The following is a 16163-nucleotide window of genomic DNA, read 5'->3' on the forward strand; positions in this document are numbered from 1 at the left end:
ATTTACCGAGCTGCATATACTTTCTCCATCGAAGCAAAACAACGCAACAGTTAACAAGTAAGGTTTGGAGAAGAATTATGAAAATGAATCACGTAGGTATCATGGTTGGCGATATGGACAAAGCGGTAGAGTTCTACACTAAAGCGCTAGGCCTTCGCATTGTAATGAATAACACTAAAGTAATTGAAGAGCGCGAGTCTGCAATTGGTCGCATGTGTATCGCAGTATTTGGTGAAGGCTTCAAAGGCTTTAATATTGCACACCTTGTAACTTCTGACGGTATTGGAGTAGAACTGTTTGAAATGAAAGAGCGCGATGAGCGTCACGAAGTAGACTTCTCTCGCCTTGGTATCTTCCATTTCTGTTTACAGCTACCCAAAGAGCAGTTTGAATCAGCAATCAAACGTGTTGAAGAGTTTGGCGGTAAAGTTCGCATGGACATTCACCGTTATCACCCAGAAGATGATTCTAAGCAAGCACAAATGGTTTACCTAGAAGACCCGTTTGGTAACCTATTTGAGTTCTACTCGCACTCTTACGAAGACACGTATGCCTCTGATTACGAGTAAGTAATAGCGTAATATAGCTATCAAAAAAGGCTTAGCAGCGATGCTAAGCCTTTTGCTTGTTTAACTACTACGCAGCGATAAAGGTTCAAATAGATGAATACCCAAATCTAGCAAGGTAGTGCCAGATTTTCTTTATGTCTTGTTCATCGTAAGCCTGCTGGGTTATCGCTATCCCTAGCAATCTTGGGTTAATAAACCCGTTCTGCGCAATCTCTTTAGCCAGCTCAATAAACCGTTGCCCTCGATAATCTGGATAAAGACTCATACTCTCAAGACTCAGCTCATAGCCTTTATGCCATTTAACTGGAACACCTAGCTTTAAAGCATGCTCTTCAACAACGCTAGAGTGATAACAGGGATCAAGTACCAAACATTCAATATCATCTTTTACCGATAGGACTCCGTGAATGTGCGCTTCGATATAATCATCAAGCAAGTCGTCATTTGAGGCATTCGCTTTGTCGATAAGACTATTTAACTGGCTACACACAGCAAAGTCTTCGGGAGTAAAATAACTGTCGGGATAACAAAAGGTAGTGCGTTCTAGTACCTGTGGCTTTAACTCAAAATAGGCAGAGCCAAATCGGCAAGAAGCCCCTGTTTGATACTCTCGAAAGTTAAGTGCGCCATATTTAGGCCTAAGACTATTATCGGCGTTATTATAAGCGCCATCAAATGCCTTTTGCTCCCATAGCCAGCGCTCGCCGCCCTTATAAGCACTAAGCCCGCCGTTGCTAGTTGCTGTTTCAAACTGAGATTTCAAACAGCCATCTTGAGCGATTGCAAGCAGTAAAGGGATACCTGTGATGGTATAACGATCGGGATGAAAGTTTATGGTTACTCGGTAGTTACCTGGTGTGGAGTGCCCTTTAGACTTCTTTCTGACATTATCGATTGCTTGCTCTACAACTTTATCGCCCATTCACTCTCCAATTATCATTTTACAGCCTTAACTCTATCGCTAAGCAAGCGGCAACATGAAGGGATTAAAACCAATCAAGCAATTATGGCATACCCCAAACTAGCTCAATTAGCCTTTTGTTATTAACGCTCAAAATTTTTATGCACACTCAAGCTAAACAAAACATTTACTAGCAGTTCACTAACACTAAAAAGCTACCCAATAGGTAGCTTTAATATAATTTTTGCGGAACCTGCACTTTATTGCGATTGCTCTACCGCCACACTCACCGCAACACTGGCACCCACCATAGGGTTGTTACCCATACCGACTAAGCCCATCATCTCAACATGCGCCGGTACTGAAGAAGAGCCCGCAAATTGGGCATCGCAGTGCATTCTGCCCATGGTATCGGTTAAACCATAGGAAGCTGGCCCTGCACCAACGTTATCTGGGTGCATGGTTCGCCCAGTACCACCGCCAGAAGCTACCGAGAAGTATTCTTTGCCCAGTAACAAGCGCTCCTTTTTGTAGGTGCCCGCAACGGGATGCTGAAAACGCGCTGCGTTGGTAGAGTTACCAGTAATGGATATATCCACGCCTTCGTGATGCATGACTGCCACACCTTCAACCACGTCGTCGGTGCCATAACAGCGGATAGTGGCTCGATGGCCTTTACCAAACACTTTTTCACGAGTGATATTGAGCTCGCCGGTTTGATAATCAAACTGCGTTTGCACGTAAGTAAAACCGTTCATACGCGCAATCATATAGGCGGCGTCTTTACCAAGGCCGTTAAGAATCAGGCGCAGCGGTTTGCTTCTTACTTGGTTTGCATATTCAGAGATTTTAATCGCCCCTTCTGCAGCGGCATAAGACTCGTGGCCAGCCAAGAAGCAAAAGCAATCTGACTGAGTAGAAAGCAAGCGAGAAGCAAGTTGGCCATGCCCTAACCCCACCTTACGTTGGTCGGCTACCGAGCCTGGCACACAAAAACTTTGCAAGGCCTCACCTATAGAGAGAGCAGCTTGCTCAGCGGTTTTATCTTGCTTTTTAATTGCAATGGCTCCGCCCAATACATAAGCCCAGGCGGCATTTTCGAAAGCAATTGGTTGAGTGGTCAAGGTAATGTCATGTGGGTCAAACCCGCGAGACTGACACAGCTCTCGAGCCGCTTCCAACGATTCAATTTGATACTGGGCTAAGGTTTGCTCAATCCGCTCAATTCGGCGCTCTTTTCCTTCAAATTCTGCCATGATACTGCTCCCTATACCTTTCGCGGATCAACGTATTGAACACCATCTTCGAAGCGCCCATAATGAGATTTACTGTCGCTTAAGGCTTGATTTGCGTCTACACCATCGGCAATTGCACTCATCATTTTGCCCATTTGCACTATCTCGTAACCGATGATTTCGTTGTCTTCGTCTAAGGCCATACGTGTAACATAACCTTCTGCTAGTTCTAAATAACGTGCCCCCTTCGCTTTGGTGCCATAGGCTGTGCCTACTTGCGAACGTAAACCCTTACCTAAATCATCTAAGCCCGCTCCAACAGGCAGGCCCCCTTCAGAAAAAGCGGTTTGACTGCGTCCATAAGCGAGATTTTCAAAAATAGAACGCATAGCTACATTAATTGCATCACAGACCAAATCGGTATTCAGGGCCTCCAACAAGGTTTTCCCGGTCAAGATCTCTGATGCCATTGCCGCTGAATGGGTCATACCAGAGCAGCCTACAGTTTCAATTAAACATTCTTCAATGATGCCGTTTTTAACATTTATGGAAACCTTGGTTGCCCCCTGATGAGGCGCGCAAGTACCCACCCCATTTGATAAACCCGAGATGTCGGTAACTTCAATGGCATTCACCCACTTTCCTTCCATTGGGATCGGTGAGTTTCGATGGTCGGGCCCGCGAGCAATCGGACACATTGACTCGATGGTATTGGTTAAAGACATACATAACACTCCTCAATTCACACGTCTTATCAAGAGGATAGACGATAAGTAAACAAGTAAGCGGTCAATTCCTCAGCAAAGAAGAATTAACCGTTTTAGCGATGGTGTTGTTTGGTTGTTTTTATAGCGTGTTAATAGGGCAAACGAGAGCAGTCGTTGTCACTTTGAATGGCTTGATACAGCGAATCTCCATTGCTAGCGTTTATCACCAGTTTAACTCTTACTCCGCGATACAAAGACTGCTGGTCGACTTTGCAAATATCGGCCCTTACTTGTTGGGCGAGCAGTTCGATGTCTTTAGCACTAGAGCCTTGCTCAGCTAAGGTAAGGTGGTAGTGAACCAAGTCTCCTTGAGCGCTGGCGGTAGCATTAACCGACTCAAGCATGAACTGGCGTTGCTGCTGGTTATAACTAGCTGCTAAAGCTTGTGCAGCTTGGTCTCGAGTGGGTAGTGGTTCGGCTAAAGAGGCTGTCGTAAAGGTCGCTAAACCAGCGGCCAATAAGCACGGTAAACCAAGATTGCGGATAAACATAAGCGGTACTCAAGGTAATACATCAGACTTTGAGTGTAGTAAGTAGCGGCTTAAAGCAACAATAGATAGAAACAGAAAATTACAACTACTGTTAGTTGTTCGATACAGAATAAGAAGGAAAATTGGTGGAGCTACGCGGGATCGAACCGCGGACCTCTTGCATGCCATGCAAGCGCTCTCCCAGCTGAGCTATAGCCCCGATATACGGTAGGGTGTGAATTGGTGGAGCTACGCGGGATCGAACCGCGGACCTCTTGCATGCCATGCAAGCGCTCTCCCAGCTGAGCTATAGCCCCAAAATCACACTGCTTTCAACACAATATCTGCCGAAAGCGAGCAGAATTCTAAGCAGCGGGAACTAGAGTGTCAACCGTTTTTACTAAGAAACGAGCCACTTGCTCATTTAGCCAACAATTCAAGACCATTTATAGAATTTTGTTTAATGTTGGCAGCGGTAAACCGCAGTAACGCAGTTGCCTTGCGGATTAAACGTCATGCTTTCGCAAAGAGACTCTACCAAACGCAAGCCTCTGCCCGAGTATTGCTGTTCAGCACTTTTTTCAGCGACTTGTGAGGCTTCAAACCCATTGCCGCTGTCAGCAACTTGAATAGTGAATTGTCGAGTCTGCTTTCCATCAAATTCAATCGCAATGCCTACCGAGCCTTCGGTAAGTTTTTTGGCTCTGCGTTTACGCTGGCGATAATACTCCTCAAAACCACTAGCAGAAGTTTTTATCGCCGAATCCAGCCCTAATACGCCATGTTCAAAAGCGTTGTTAAACAATTCACTGACAACGGTAAATAAGATATTGCGGTCGGTTTGGTGTACCGACAGCTCTTGCAAGGTGGTCATTAATAGGGGGATAGGCGTAAATTTTTTAAGACTGATAGCGTCTAACTCTAATTGCCAGCTCCATTGCCCTGCAGCCAGTGGACCAGCCTTATAAGTATCGGCTGCGTGTTGGTTTGGCCTATTCAATAAATCGGGCACTTCTACCATGCTGATATCATCGAGTTGCTCAGCACCTTCACAAAACCCTTCTAGCGCATGCTGAATGCTGGCAATAAAAGAGGGATGGCTCGCCTTATCAGTAATTGCATTTATTAAACGCTGTTCGCCAAACATCTCGCCACTAACACTAAGCGCTTCGGTCACGCCATCACTTAATAACACCACATGGTCATAGGGTAACCAAGGTAGCGTTTTAAGGTTGAGTTCTACTTCGTTTTGAATACCTAGAGGAATTGATTCAGATCTTAGGCGCTCACGAATACTTTGTTGTTGCGTATTGTAAACAAGTAGCTCTGGCATGCCGCCATTCCACACTGTTAAGGATTTTTGCTGAAGCGAAAGCTCTACAAATATACCGGCCATAAACATACCGGTGGGTAATAAGCGATGCAGGCGACGGTTAATTTGCCGAAGAATGGCTTCACCAGTGTAACCTTTGCGAGTCATGCCTCTAAAAATATCGGCAACGGGCATTGCGCCTATTGCTGCTCGCAACCCATGCCCGGTAAAGTCACCCAGTAAAACATGAATATCACCATTTGGGCGATACTCTGCAAAAACAACATCCCCGGAAAAAGTAGACGCACTATCGAGCGATACAAGCAGTTCTTGGTCGGCACAATGTGAGTTAGCCACCGCGCTACTAAATACTCGCTCGGCTAGCTCTTCTTCCTCTTGAAGCTGGTTATGCAGTCGGCTTATTTCATTGTAAATAGCTCTAGTACGTTCAAAGCCAAGGGCTTTAGCTTTGAGTACCGCTTGATGAACAGGCTTAAATAGAATGTCGTCTCCGCCACAGGCAATGCACTTAACCAATGCATCCACTTCATTTTGCGCGGTAACAAATAAAACTGGGGTAAATTTGTGAGTACTTAAACGTTTAATTTCGGCGGTTGCTTGATAACCATCCATTACTGGCATCAAGACATCCATGAACACAATATCGATATCTTGCTGCTGAAACAGCTCTACCGCTTCTCGGCCATGTTCAGCAAATACCACCTGATAGCCAATATCACTGAGTATTTTCCCCAACAACAAACGGTTTATGCGGGTATCGTCAACCACTAGGGCTGTGCCTTTAACCGCCTTGTTAAGAAAACTTAGCGTATCAACTTCAAACACTAATTTTCGATTTTAAGTAGTTTATCGAAGTTGGCTATTTCTAAAATCTTCAAAATTGCCGGTGAGGGTTTACGAATAGTAAGGGCTTCAGCTTGGCTTTTCTCAGCATGTTCTTTGAGCAATAACATCATGCCTAATGCAGAACTATCCATATAATCAGCACTGCTTAAGTCAAGAATAAGCTGAATCCCCTCTACCGATACGTGCTCGTAACAAGCTCTGAAGTCACGGTGCAAAGAATAATCAAACCTACCGGCCACACTAATAATAAGCTGACCTGAATCTTGATCTAACTGACTACTAATAGACATCGAATCTCCTTGTAACGATCACTATTGGTTTATGCTAAAAACCAAATTTAGTTGATTTCACTTAACCAAGTGCTAAAGCGTTCCTTGCTTCAAACTTATTCATGTTCACCCGGTCATAACTTATTGCTTAATATCCACAATCAAGCTTATCGCAACCACAACAATAGCAAAAAAAAAGCCAAATACTAGATGCTCAAGACTTTATTTATAAATAAGTCATTTGTGAATAAGCATCTTACAAATAGGCTTACCAGCTTTGGCTCCATACTAGGCTTTCAGCATGTTATGCCATTGTGTCAATTTGGTTACAAGATTGGCATTAAAACGCAATATAAATGAGATCTAAAGAAGGTTTTTAATGTATAAGCACTGGTCAAAAAACAAACTGTGAAGCAATTCAAGGTAATCGCTGCAGTGCTTGATGCAAGATGAGTTATCTACTGATGCATAATATAGGAACACGATGAGTATTAGACTTCAATTGCAGTTCTTGCTGGCGCTAGGTTTACTGCTTGCGGCTTGTGGCAGCATGTTATTGGTATAAACAAACTATTTACGCTAAGAAATAAAAAAGCCAACGCTTAGCGTTGGCTTTTTAAGTATTAACGGCGGTTTACCAGCTAGCTTTGTATGCGCGATATGCTTTATCTAACGACTTAGCTTGCTTCTTACTTACGCCAATATGGCTTAGTGCAAAGCGTAAACGTGCTCGGCTCATATCTGAACCAAGAATAGCCATAGCATCAACTACCGAGGTAGAACTGGTTTTGCCAGTAATTGCCACAAAAATAGGCTCTAAGAAATCACGGATTTTAACATCTAGATGAGTAGACAGTTGCTTAGCTACCGCAAATACCGTGTCTTTGTCCCATTGGCGCTGCTCTTCTAGTTGCCAAATAAACATCTGCAACAAACTACGAACTTGCTCTTCTTCAAGTTTACCTGCGGTAAGCAGCTCTGGCGCATATTCTGGAATGCCCGATACAAAGTGCCCAGCAAGCGGTGCTAAGTCACTTAATACATCTAAACGCGCTTTTGCTTGCGGAATAATGCTCATCAAGGTTTCTTGGTTGTAAGCCCACTCAACTAAACGTTGAGCTAACTGCTCATCGCTTAGCTCTTCACGGATCCACAAACCGTTTAACCATTTGAGTTTTTCTACATCAAATACTGGACCGCCAAGCGATACACGCTTCATATCGAAATGCTCAATCATTTCTGCCAAGGTGAATTTTTCACGCTCATCAGGCATAGACCAACCCATGCGGCCTAAATAGTTAAGCATTGCCTCTGGCAAGAAGCCCATTTTGCGATAGTAATTAACGCTGGTTGGGTTTTTACGCTTACTCAGCTTGCTCTTATCCGGGTTACGCAACAACGGCATGTGGCCAAGCACTGGCGCTTCCCAACCCAAATCTTGATATAACTTCAGCAGTTTTGGCGCAGAGTTTAGCCATTCTTCACCACGAAATACGTGAGTAATGCCCATCAGGTGATCGTCTACAACATTAGCTAAGAAATAAGTGGGTAAACCATCGGCTTTAAGTAGCACTTGCATATCTACCTGCTCCCAAGGGATCTCAACTTCACCACGTAAATAGTCTGTAAAGCTAAAGCTACCAGACTCAGGTATTTTCATACGCACTACGTAAGGTTTACCTTCTGCTAGGTTAGCAGCAATTTCTTCAGCGCTAAGTTTTAAGCCTCGGCCATCGTATTTAGGCTGTAGGCCTTCTGCCATTTGCTGCTTACGCATTTCATCAAGCTCTTCCGACGTAGCAAAACAGTAGAACGCTTTACCTTCATCAATAAGCTGTTGAGCGTATTTCTTGTATATGTCACTACGCTCGCTCTGGCGGTATGGGCCAGCGGCTCCGCCACAATCTGGGCCTTCATCCCAGTTCAAACCTATCCAGCTTAGGCTGTCGTAGATGGCTTGTTCAGATTCACGCGAACTACGTGCTTGGTCGGTATCTTCAATACGTAGAATAAATTCGCCACCATGTTGCTTGGCAAAACAGTAGTTAAATAATGCGATATAGGCGGTACCTACATGTGGGTCACCCGTTGGTGAAGGTGCTACGCGAGTACGAACTGTCATGTTTATTCTCTAGTTAAATAGTTGACCGAGTTGAATGGCGCGGATTTTACCACACCCAACAAAATTCGCTAGCTAAGAGCCACACTCAAAATACGCTTAATTTGCTAACATTCTGGCCAATACAGCGGCCTAAATAGGCATTTTGACGAGAATTTGTGCAAGCAGTCAGTTTCCTTAAAATTTGCGTTGACACACACGCAGACCACCCTATAATACGCCCCCACAAGACGGTCGCTTAGCTCAGTTGGGAGAGCATCGCCCTTACAAGGCGAGGGTCACTGGTTCAAGCCCAGTAGCGACCACCATATTTAAAGTAAATAGTTCTTTGAACGGTTTACTAGTAACACAAAATTCGGTCGCTTAGCTCAGTTGGGAGAGCATCGCCCTTACAAGGCGAGGGTCACTGGTTCAAGCCCAGTAGCGACCACCATATTTAAACACTTAGCATGAAGTGTTAGTGGTTGGTAAGGGCATCGCCCTACTCTCTATATGGCGAGAATCACCGATTCAAGCCCAGTAGCAACCACCATATTTATTGGGTGTTAATGTAAATTAGCCTCCAGTTGCATAGCAACGAAACCCGTTGGTCGCTTAGCTCAGTTGGGAGAGCATCGCCCTTACAAGGCGAGGGTCACTGGTTCAAGCCCAGTAGCGACCACCATATTTAAAGTAAATGGTTCTCTGAACGGTTTACTAGTAAGAAAAAATTCGGTCGCTTAGCTCAGTTGGGAGAGCATCGCCCTTACAAGGCGAGGGTCACTGGTTCAAGCCCAGTAGCGACCACCATATTTAAAGTAAATGGTTCTTTGAACGGTTTACGAGTAACACAAAATTCGGTCGCTTAGCTCAGTTGGGAGAGCATCGCCCTTACAAGGCGAGGGTCACTGGTTCAAGCCCAGTAGCGACCACCATATTAAAAAGGCCTGCATCATTTGCAGGCCTTTTTGCTTTCCGCCAAACAGAAAACTCGAACTCATCACTTAACCATAAAGAGCGGGAGAGCAACGCCCTCCTCTTTGCTAGGCGAGGGTCACTGGTTCAAGCCCAGTAGCGACCACCATATTAAAAAGGCCTGCATCATTTGCAGGCCTTTTTGCTTTCTGCCAAACAGAAAACTCGAACCTATCGCTTAGCCATAAAGAGCGGGAGAGCAATGCCCTCCTCTTTGTTAGGCGAGGGTCACTGGTTCAAGCCCAGTAGCGACCACCATATTTAAAAGGCCTGCATCATTTGCAGGCCTTTTTGCTTTCCGCCAATCAGAAAGCTCAAACCTATCGCTTAGCCATAAAGAGCGGGAGAACAACGCCCTCCTCTTTGCTAGGCGAGGGTCACTGGTTCAAGCCCAGTAGCGACCACCATATTAAAAAGGCCTGCATCATTTGCAGGCCTTTTTGCTTTCTGCCAAACAGAAAACTCGAACTCATCGCTTAGCCATAAAGAGCGGGAGAGCAACGCCCTCCTCTTGCTAGGCGAGAGTCACTGGTTCAAGCACCGTTGCGACCACCATATTTAAAAGGCCTGCATCATTTGCAGGCCTTTTTGCTTTCTGCTAATCAGAAAGCTCAAACCTATCGCTTAGCCATAAAGAGCGGGAGAACAACGCCCTCCTCTTTACAAGGCGAGGGTCACTGGTTCAAGCCCAGTAGCGACCACCATATTAAAAAGGCCTGCATCATTTGCAGGCCTTTTTGCTTTCCGCCAAACAGAAAACCCGAACTCATCGCTTAGCCATAAAGAGTTATTATTCTTATTACTAAAGTTCTACAAATCACGAATTAGCCAATTGCTTTCACCGCTTCAAATATTGATTTCATATGACGCATATCGGTACCGCAACAGCCGCCTAGAATATTGAGTTGGGGATACCGGCGATGGAATTCTGCAACTTGGCTACCTAATTCGACCGGGTTTCCTTCATCTAAGTCAGTGGCTTGTTCAAGTGCTTGATGGCTGCAGCAAGAGGCATTCACAACCAAGCCACGCAAGCGCTGCATCCAAGCGCCACCATCAAAAATCTGAGCAAAATGACTAGGATGAGCACAGTTTATTAAGTAATAAAGCGCTGCTGAATCTGTTTCCGCATCCACCATAGCAATAGCATCTCTCAAGGCCATACCTGTAGGTAAACAGCCATCGGTTTCTAAGGTGAACGCGATGGCAACAGGCATAGCGTACTTCTGCGCGGCTTTGACGATACCGATAGCTTCTTCGGCATAGCAAATGGTAAACGCGCTGACAAAATCTGCTTCGGTGCTGGAATACACCAATATTTGCTCACAGTGATAATCAAAAGCCTGTTGCACATTCATTAAATGGCGGGGGGCATAACCATCATCACGCGGGCCTACTTGCGCTGATAATACTATTGGCACATCAGGGGTTTCCCGCTTAATACTCGCTATGAAATCTATTGCTTCTATGTTGAACCGTTTCAGCTGCTCAATAGTGATGCCGAGAGCTGAAGCTCGGTCTCGATTTGCCGCCCAAGACACTGAATCAAGAATACACCCTACGCCCAACCCTCTCGCTAACTCGATCAGCTGCTTGTAATAAGCATCAAGCAAAAGTTTATCACTGGGAGTGGTTAACAACGGATAAGCGGCAAAACCGGGTAAATTAAAACCACGGCGATAAACCAGCTCGGTTTCCAACCCGGTATAACAGGCAAAGAGTTTACTGCTAAGGTGCGGTAAAAGAGGATTCTGTTTCACTATACTCACCTGGATTTGCTTGGGTCGTATTGCTCACTTTGCAGCTAAAAGAAGAACACTTGGCTTAGTGCAAGAACGAGGTATTCAGATTTTAAGGTGCATTTTTTAATAAATCATTTATCACTTGCTTCCTAAGCAGCTCAAGCTCGCCACTCTCTTGCATATCGATAAACACCGCGTCGATTTTCTCGACCAAATCGGCATGTTTTTTATGCACGTAGTGATAGAGCAATTGCCGACTTACCGGAGGGCCAACCACATGTACATTATCTATATCCATTGTTTTTCTTAACCACATACCGTTGACCCAAGATGAAATAGCAAAATCAATTTTTTGTGCACTTAACATGGTCATCATCTTGGTAGATGTATTAAAAACCCTTTGAAGAGGAAGATCTCGAGTGCATTCTTCAGCATGCTTCACCCCTCTCACTATCCCAACAGTATAAGGCGCTAAATCTTCGCACTGCTTTATATCTACATTCTGTATCGAACTAAATACAACCTGGTCTATGTAATTAATTGGAGTGGGTACTCGAATCAGGTTTGGATAACTATCGACGATACTCCAAACACGGTGAATTTCACCATCAACTTTTCCTTCATTAGATTGTTTCAGTGCGCGTTTAGTGGGCATATCAACAAACTCGACCGCAATGCCCAGTTTTTGGTATGCAGTCTTAATAACCTCTGCGCCTATAGCTACGGTAAAATTATTGGGGATATTAGCGAAATACATGGTTGTTGTTTCGGATTGAGATTTGGCATGTATTGACCAAGAAAACAACAGAACCATGACTAATAATAGCTTCATTTGAATGTCTTCAATTTCAGTTATCTACGTAGATAAAGCTTAATTCACTCCTCTGTCAAACGCGAACTCTCATTGTTAGCAACTAACAATGAAAAGGCCAGCAACGAGCTGGCCTAAGTTTAGAGCACCTACAACACCTTAATACTGCTTATAAATACTTAAGCCGTCCTCTGAAAAAGCGATAACTTTAAAGTCTTTATAAGCAGCTCCTTCTTTAGCCATGCCCGGCGAATGCTGTGGCATTCCAGGCGCAGCTAAGCCTTTGATGTTTTTGGGGCGTTCTTTTAACAAGCGGGCAATGTCACTTTCCGGTACATGCCCTTCTATTAAATAGCCATCAATCACTGCACTATGGCAAGACTGCAGCTGAGGAGGCATGTCATAACTTTGTTTTAGTACATTCCACTGTTGTTTGTGATGCACATTCACCTGATACCCTTTTTGCTCCATTATTTCCGCCCACTTTGTACAACAACCACAAGTGGGTGACTTATATAGCTCAATGCTAGTTTTAGCCAATACCGAACTGCTGAAGCAGACCAACAAGCTTAGTAGTATTTTGTTTAGTATTTTCATCATTATTCTCTTATTCATTCACTAGTAAATGTAGAGCCTGCCCATTAACTTGTAGGCTTACCGAAAACGCAGGCGCAATAAACTGCACAGCTTGGGTATCTAAAGGCTCTATATGTAATGTTTGATTTATTGCCAAGGGACTAAGATCCACCGCTATAGCAACTAAGGTGTCATTTTTAACAACCAACTGGCTCAACTGTTTAGGTATAAGCTGCTGAGCTTTAATGTCGGTATCTTCACCGATGCTCCACTCCAACAGCGGCATTGCACCTAAACTGGCGAGATATTGCACAATCAATCCTCGTTGCTTTGGCGCTATAACTTCGCTTAACAACTGCATAGTTGGTTCATTTTCTAAGGCGTGATTAAGCTGCTCTAAGCTGGCACCACGAATGTTACCTCCCACGTTCCCCGCCCCATTGGCGTATTTGCCATGGCAGGCCGCGCATCCGTAACCGCCAACAGTTAAATACAGGTTTTCACCAAGTGCAGTTTCATTCGGCTCCGCATAAACTAAGTTTGCATAGGCGGTAAGCAGTATCGCAGCTACTAATCTATAAAAAGATATGTTCATTGTTGTTCCACTTTTGGCCCATCTAACTAGGGGCTTAATGCTTCCACTATCAATCCAAAAACTGATAATGCTTATAATCTTGGGAACTTAACCAATTGGAGGGCGATATAGAGGTTCAGCAGTATTGAATAGGGCAATACTGCGGGTAGAAGAAAAAGCTAAAAGGCTGCTCGGGGATTCTGCAATATTGAGTTTGAGCAAATTCATCAGCGGCGGAGCCATGCAGCTTACGCTACAACAACTGCCGCCAATAGGCATTGTGTGTGTTAGTGCATGTCCATCGATATTTACTGCCGCAGAAGAACTAGCATTTACATGACAATCTTGCATCGGTGAGTGGCCGATTACCAAGATATCTTCAACCGTGTTTTGCTGCTCGATGAGCGCGCCAGCACTTGCAGAAATGCTAGTTAAAGCAAATGCCAGAGCTGTATAAACCACTAATGAAAAACGCGCCAAATTCAACAACACAAAACCAACAACTTTATTTAACCAACACTCTAGCGCCGCCAATATACCATTGCAAGCCAGCTCGCTGGCTTGATGGCGTTATTAGACTTGCCGCAGACTTTAAGGCTTAAGCCTCAATTTGTTTCCTAAAAAATTGAATCATTTCATCGCGGGTCTTTCGGTGATTCAAATGGAAAATATCCATAGGGAATAGTAGCTCAATGACCCCGGTATCGAACATTCGTTTCACTTCATACTCATTGTGAGCAACATCTTGTTGATACATATAATTAAGCCAAGTACGGTTGGTATGAATAATAAACTCCACCCGCATTCCGCCTAAACGCGCAAAAAACTTCATCATTGGCGTTTTTTCACTAGAGCCCACTGCCCTACCGCGATATTCAGATCTATCGGTTAAGGTATCGGAAATGTCTTCTAGCACCATTAAGGAATTTGCGCTAGAAGCACTGCGCGTGAGGTGCTTTTGAAAGGCTTTAATATCGCTAACCGAATCTAGAACCGCCATTAAGCCAAGCTCGTCATCTACCGCCACCGCAGGATTCTTCTGATTTTTGCGCAATAGCTTTAATACTTTTGCTTCTGGCGGCTTTTTACGAATAGAAACGTAGATTGGAATTTTACGCTCGCCCACAGTAAAACTTCGGCGCTTTAACAAGGTGAGTTTTTCACGCTCGCCACGTTGAATAAGCTTGGCCTGCTGAGGGTTTAATACTTTCACCTCGCTACAGGCGTAATCGTCGTTAAGGTGTTTTGAGTGTAAATAAACCGGGTCTAGCTCCCCAATCTTGAGCTCTTTACTCCACACGTAGCCGTTTAAAAACTCAAGAAATGCTGAAAACTTGTTTTCGATTTCAGTTTCTCGCTCACGCTGTTCGATGCTGCCAGCTAGGGTCATCAAAATCAGTTTACGTCGCGCTTCAAAGCGCGCTTTTTTGTGGTAGTCATCATTGAACATAATCAGCAATAACTCTACTGGATTATTGGTCACTTCAATTTCGTTGGTATTTTCAATATGCGAAGCATAAGGAGAAAGAATTTTTCCCTTAATTGAGTGAATGACCGCATCTGCAGTACGCGCATATTCATCAACTCGGCTCTCAATTTCGTTTAAGTTGCCATCAATACCAAACATATTGCCCAATAGAGATAATGCTCGTTCGCTGCGCTGTTTACGCAAGCTCACGTCGTCAATCAAGTTCTGAATTTGTGAAAAACTGTCGATGCCCAAAAACTCGAATATCTGGCTACGCAGAGCCCGATATTTAGACACATTATTACTATCTTGCTGCAAGCGTTTTACCCAGCTGCGAACGCCAGTAGAAAATGGGTGCGCCACAAAGGCATCACGGCTTACCGCAAAGGGGCCATCTTGCTGAAGCGAAGTAAAAACACTATTTGGAGAAAGAACCGACATAAACTACCTAAATCACCAAGTACAACAACTAAACTCAAGAATTAACGAAGCAAAATATACACCAAAAGAGGTAATAATTCAGAGGAATCACTATTAGCGCTATATTCTTACCACAATGCTCAGCAAATCTAAGCTACGGCTAAGTTAATCGCAGTAAATACTGGCTAGTCGCAGGCTTAGTTTAGTGCTCAACAATCGCACCCAAACGATGCAACAAACGGGTTAATCGGGCTTTCGTAGATAAATAAGCCAATAGCCTAGTCCCACAAATACCCCTCCGCCAATGATGTTACCGAGAGTGACCGGAATTAAATTGTTGATGAAGAAGTTGCCAAAGGTGAGATCGGCAAAGTCTGCTGGGCTTAAGCCAGTTGCTTGCCAAAACTCGGGGCCTGCGAGATTTTTAATACCAATAGCCATAGGTACTTGGAACATATTGGCAATACAGTGCTCAAAGCCCGCCGAGACAAACATTGCTACCGGCAGAATCATCACCATTACCTTGTCTGTTAAGCTTCGGGCGCTAAACGTCATCCACACTGCGATACATACCAACACATTACACATAATGCCCAGGGCTACCGCTTGAAAAAAATCATGATGCAGCTTGTGCTGGGCAATACGCATGGTATTGATACCTACCTCTCCTTCGGCAAAAGTATATTGCTTGGTCATTAGCATTAGCGAGACTAAGACAAAAGCACCAGCCAAATTACCTAAGTAAACCAATGACCAGTTAATACATAAGCTTTTCCATGAGATTTTACCGCTGGCTCTTGCCACCAGCGTCAATACAGAGCTGGTAAACAATTCACCACCGGTAATAATCACAAAAATCAGGCCTAAGCTAAATGCCATACCGCCGATTAAACGGGTAAAACCCCAAGGAAAATCTCCCGCACCAGTGGTTACGGTGGTATAAAAAACAAAGGCTATGCCGATATGTGCGCCAGCAGTAAGGGCCAGTAAAAATGCTTTAAGCGGATCTTTGGTGGCTTTACTTACTCCAACGTCGGCAGCGCGTTCAGCCATTTGGGGTGGAAGCAAGGAATCGAATTGACTCATAGGGATCACTTAATTGATGGTGG

Annotated in this window: 15 protein-coding genes and 7 tRNA genes; 6 read left to right on the plus strand and 16 right to left on the minus strand. The window is 44.4% G+C overall.

All coding sequences use genetic code 11. The features are described 5' to 3' along the window. The first annotated feature begins 77 nt into the window (after window positions 1-77). Complete coding sequence (locus tag OAG1_RS15035; RefSeq protein ID WP_016403935.1) at window positions 78-569, plus strand: VOC family protein; 492 nt, start codon at window positions 78-80, stop codon at window positions 567-569. Between the two features lie 85 nt (window positions 570-654). On the opposite strand, the gene OAG1_RS15040 is transcribed toward OAG1_RS15035, so the two are convergent. The 9 genes from OAG1_RS15040 to gltX form a co-directional block, all read right to left on the minus strand. Further along, window positions 655-1491, minus strand: a complete 837-nt coding sequence (locus OAG1_RS15040) for a DUF3626 domain-containing protein (RefSeq protein WP_338621859.1) — start codon at window positions 1489-1491, stop codon at window positions 655-657. A gap of 239 nt (window positions 1492-1730) precedes the next feature. Then, the gene (locus OAG1_RS15045; protein WP_152779619.1) at window positions 1731-2726 is read right to left on the minus strand and encodes a GGGtGRT protein; all 996 of its coding nucleotides are present in this window, start codon (window positions 2724-2726) and stop codon (window positions 1731-1733) included. A gap of 11 nt (window positions 2727-2737) precedes the next feature. Next, window positions 2738-3430: a hypothetical protein gene (locus OAG1_RS15050; RefSeq protein ID WP_338621860.1), complete on the minus strand. Its 693-nt coding sequence runs from the start codon at window positions 3428-3430 to the stop codon at window positions 2738-2740. Between the two features lie 131 nt (window positions 3431-3561). Next, complete coding sequence (locus OAG1_RS15055; RefSeq protein ID WP_338621861.1) at window positions 3562-3963, minus strand: hypothetical protein; 402 nt, start codon at window positions 3961-3963, stop codon at window positions 3562-3564. Window positions 3964-4086: 123 nt separating this feature from the next. Beyond that, a tRNA-Ala gene (locus OAG1_RS15060) sits at window positions 4087-4162 on the minus strand. 21 nt (window positions 4163-4183) lie between these two features. Beyond that, a tRNA-Ala gene (locus tag OAG1_RS15065) sits at window positions 4184-4259 on the minus strand. 143 nt (window positions 4260-4402) lie between these two features. Further along, window positions 4403-6100 carry a fused response regulator/phosphatase gene (locus OAG1_RS15070; RefSeq protein ID WP_338621862.1) on the minus strand — a complete coding sequence of 566 codons (1698 nt, stop codon included), beginning with the start codon at window positions 6098-6100 and terminating at the stop codon, window positions 4403-4405. Then, on the minus strand, window positions 6100-6411 hold the full coding sequence (locus OAG1_RS15075) for an STAS domain-containing protein (protein ID WP_016403941.1): 312 nt from the start codon (window positions 6409-6411) through the stop codon (window positions 6100-6102). The genes OAG1_RS15070 and OAG1_RS15075 overlap by 1 nt, the downstream gene beginning before the upstream one ends. A gap of 613 nt (window positions 6412-7024) precedes the next feature. Beyond that, entirely contained in the window at window positions 7025-8512 is a 1488-nt protein-coding gene (gene gltX / locus OAG1_RS15080) for a glutamate--tRNA ligase (RefSeq protein WP_338621863.1), read from the minus strand. 229 nt (window positions 8513-8741) lie between these two features. Between gltX and OAG1_RS15085 the strand changes: the two genes are divergently transcribed. From OAG1_RS15085 to OAG1_RS15105, 5 genes are all read left to right on the plus strand, one after another. Beyond that, a tRNA-Val gene (locus tag OAG1_RS15085) sits at window positions 8742-8817 on the plus strand. Between the two features lie 49 nt (window positions 8818-8866). Beyond that, a tRNA-Val gene (locus OAG1_RS15090) sits at window positions 8867-8942 on the plus strand. Between the two features lie 155 nt (window positions 8943-9097). Next, window positions 9098-9173, plus strand: a tRNA-Val gene (locus tag OAG1_RS15095). 49 nt (window positions 9174-9222) lie between these two features. Beyond that, a tRNA-Val gene (locus OAG1_RS15100) sits at window positions 9223-9298 on the plus strand. A 49-nt stretch (window positions 9299-9347) separates the two neighbouring features. Next, window positions 9348-9423, plus strand: a tRNA-Val gene (locus OAG1_RS15105). 864 nt (window positions 9424-10287) lie between these two features. Here the strand turns inward: OAG1_RS15105 and OAG1_RS15110 are convergent. The 7 genes from OAG1_RS15110 to focA all read right to left on the minus strand — a co-directional run bounded on the left by OAG1_RS15110 (window position 10288) and on the right by focA (window position 16140). Continuing rightward, window positions 10288-11223, minus strand: a complete 936-nt coding sequence (locus OAG1_RS15110; RefSeq protein ID WP_338621864.1) for a homocysteine S-methyltransferase family protein — start codon at window positions 11221-11223, stop codon at window positions 10288-10290. Between the two features lie 91 nt (window positions 11224-11314). Continuing rightward, on the minus strand, window positions 11315-12037 hold the full coding sequence (locus tag OAG1_RS15115) for a transporter substrate-binding domain-containing protein (protein ID WP_084682006.1): 723 nt from the start codon (window positions 12035-12037) through the stop codon (window positions 11315-11317). 138 nt (window positions 12038-12175) lie between these two features. Then, window positions 12176-12616 carry a DUF411 domain-containing protein gene (locus OAG1_RS15120; protein ID WP_246612314.1) on the minus strand — a complete coding sequence of 147 codons (441 nt, stop codon included), beginning with the start codon at window positions 12614-12616 and terminating at the stop codon, window positions 12176-12178. Between the two features lie 7 nt (window positions 12617-12623). Continuing rightward, window positions 12624-13187 carry a cytochrome c gene (locus OAG1_RS15125; RefSeq protein WP_338621865.1) on the minus strand — a complete coding sequence of 188 codons (564 nt, stop codon included), beginning with the start codon at window positions 13185-13187 and terminating at the stop codon, window positions 12624-12626. Between the two features lie 87 nt (window positions 13188-13274). Further along, window positions 13275-13658 (minus strand): hypothetical protein, encoded by a 384-nt coding sequence (locus tag OAG1_RS15130; RefSeq protein ID WP_338621866.1) that lies wholly within the window; start codon window positions 13656-13658, stop codon window positions 13275-13277. A gap of 106 nt (window positions 13659-13764) precedes the next feature. Beyond that, window positions 13765-15075 (minus strand): hypothetical protein, encoded by a 1311-nt coding sequence (locus tag OAG1_RS15135; protein WP_016403628.1) that lies wholly within the window; start codon window positions 15073-15075, stop codon window positions 13765-13767. Between the two features lie 222 nt (window positions 15076-15297). Further along, window positions 15298-16140 (minus strand): formate transporter FocA, encoded by an 843-nt coding sequence (gene focA / locus OAG1_RS15140; protein WP_338621868.1) that lies wholly within the window; start codon window positions 16138-16140, stop codon window positions 15298-15300. Window positions 16141-16163: the final 23 nt, after the last annotated feature.

It is taken from the genome of Agarivorans sp. OAG1 (assembly GCF_037076485.1).
Taxonomy (GTDB): Bacteria; Pseudomonadota; Gammaproteobacteria; order Enterobacterales; family Celerinatantimonadaceae; genus Agarivorans; species Agarivorans albus.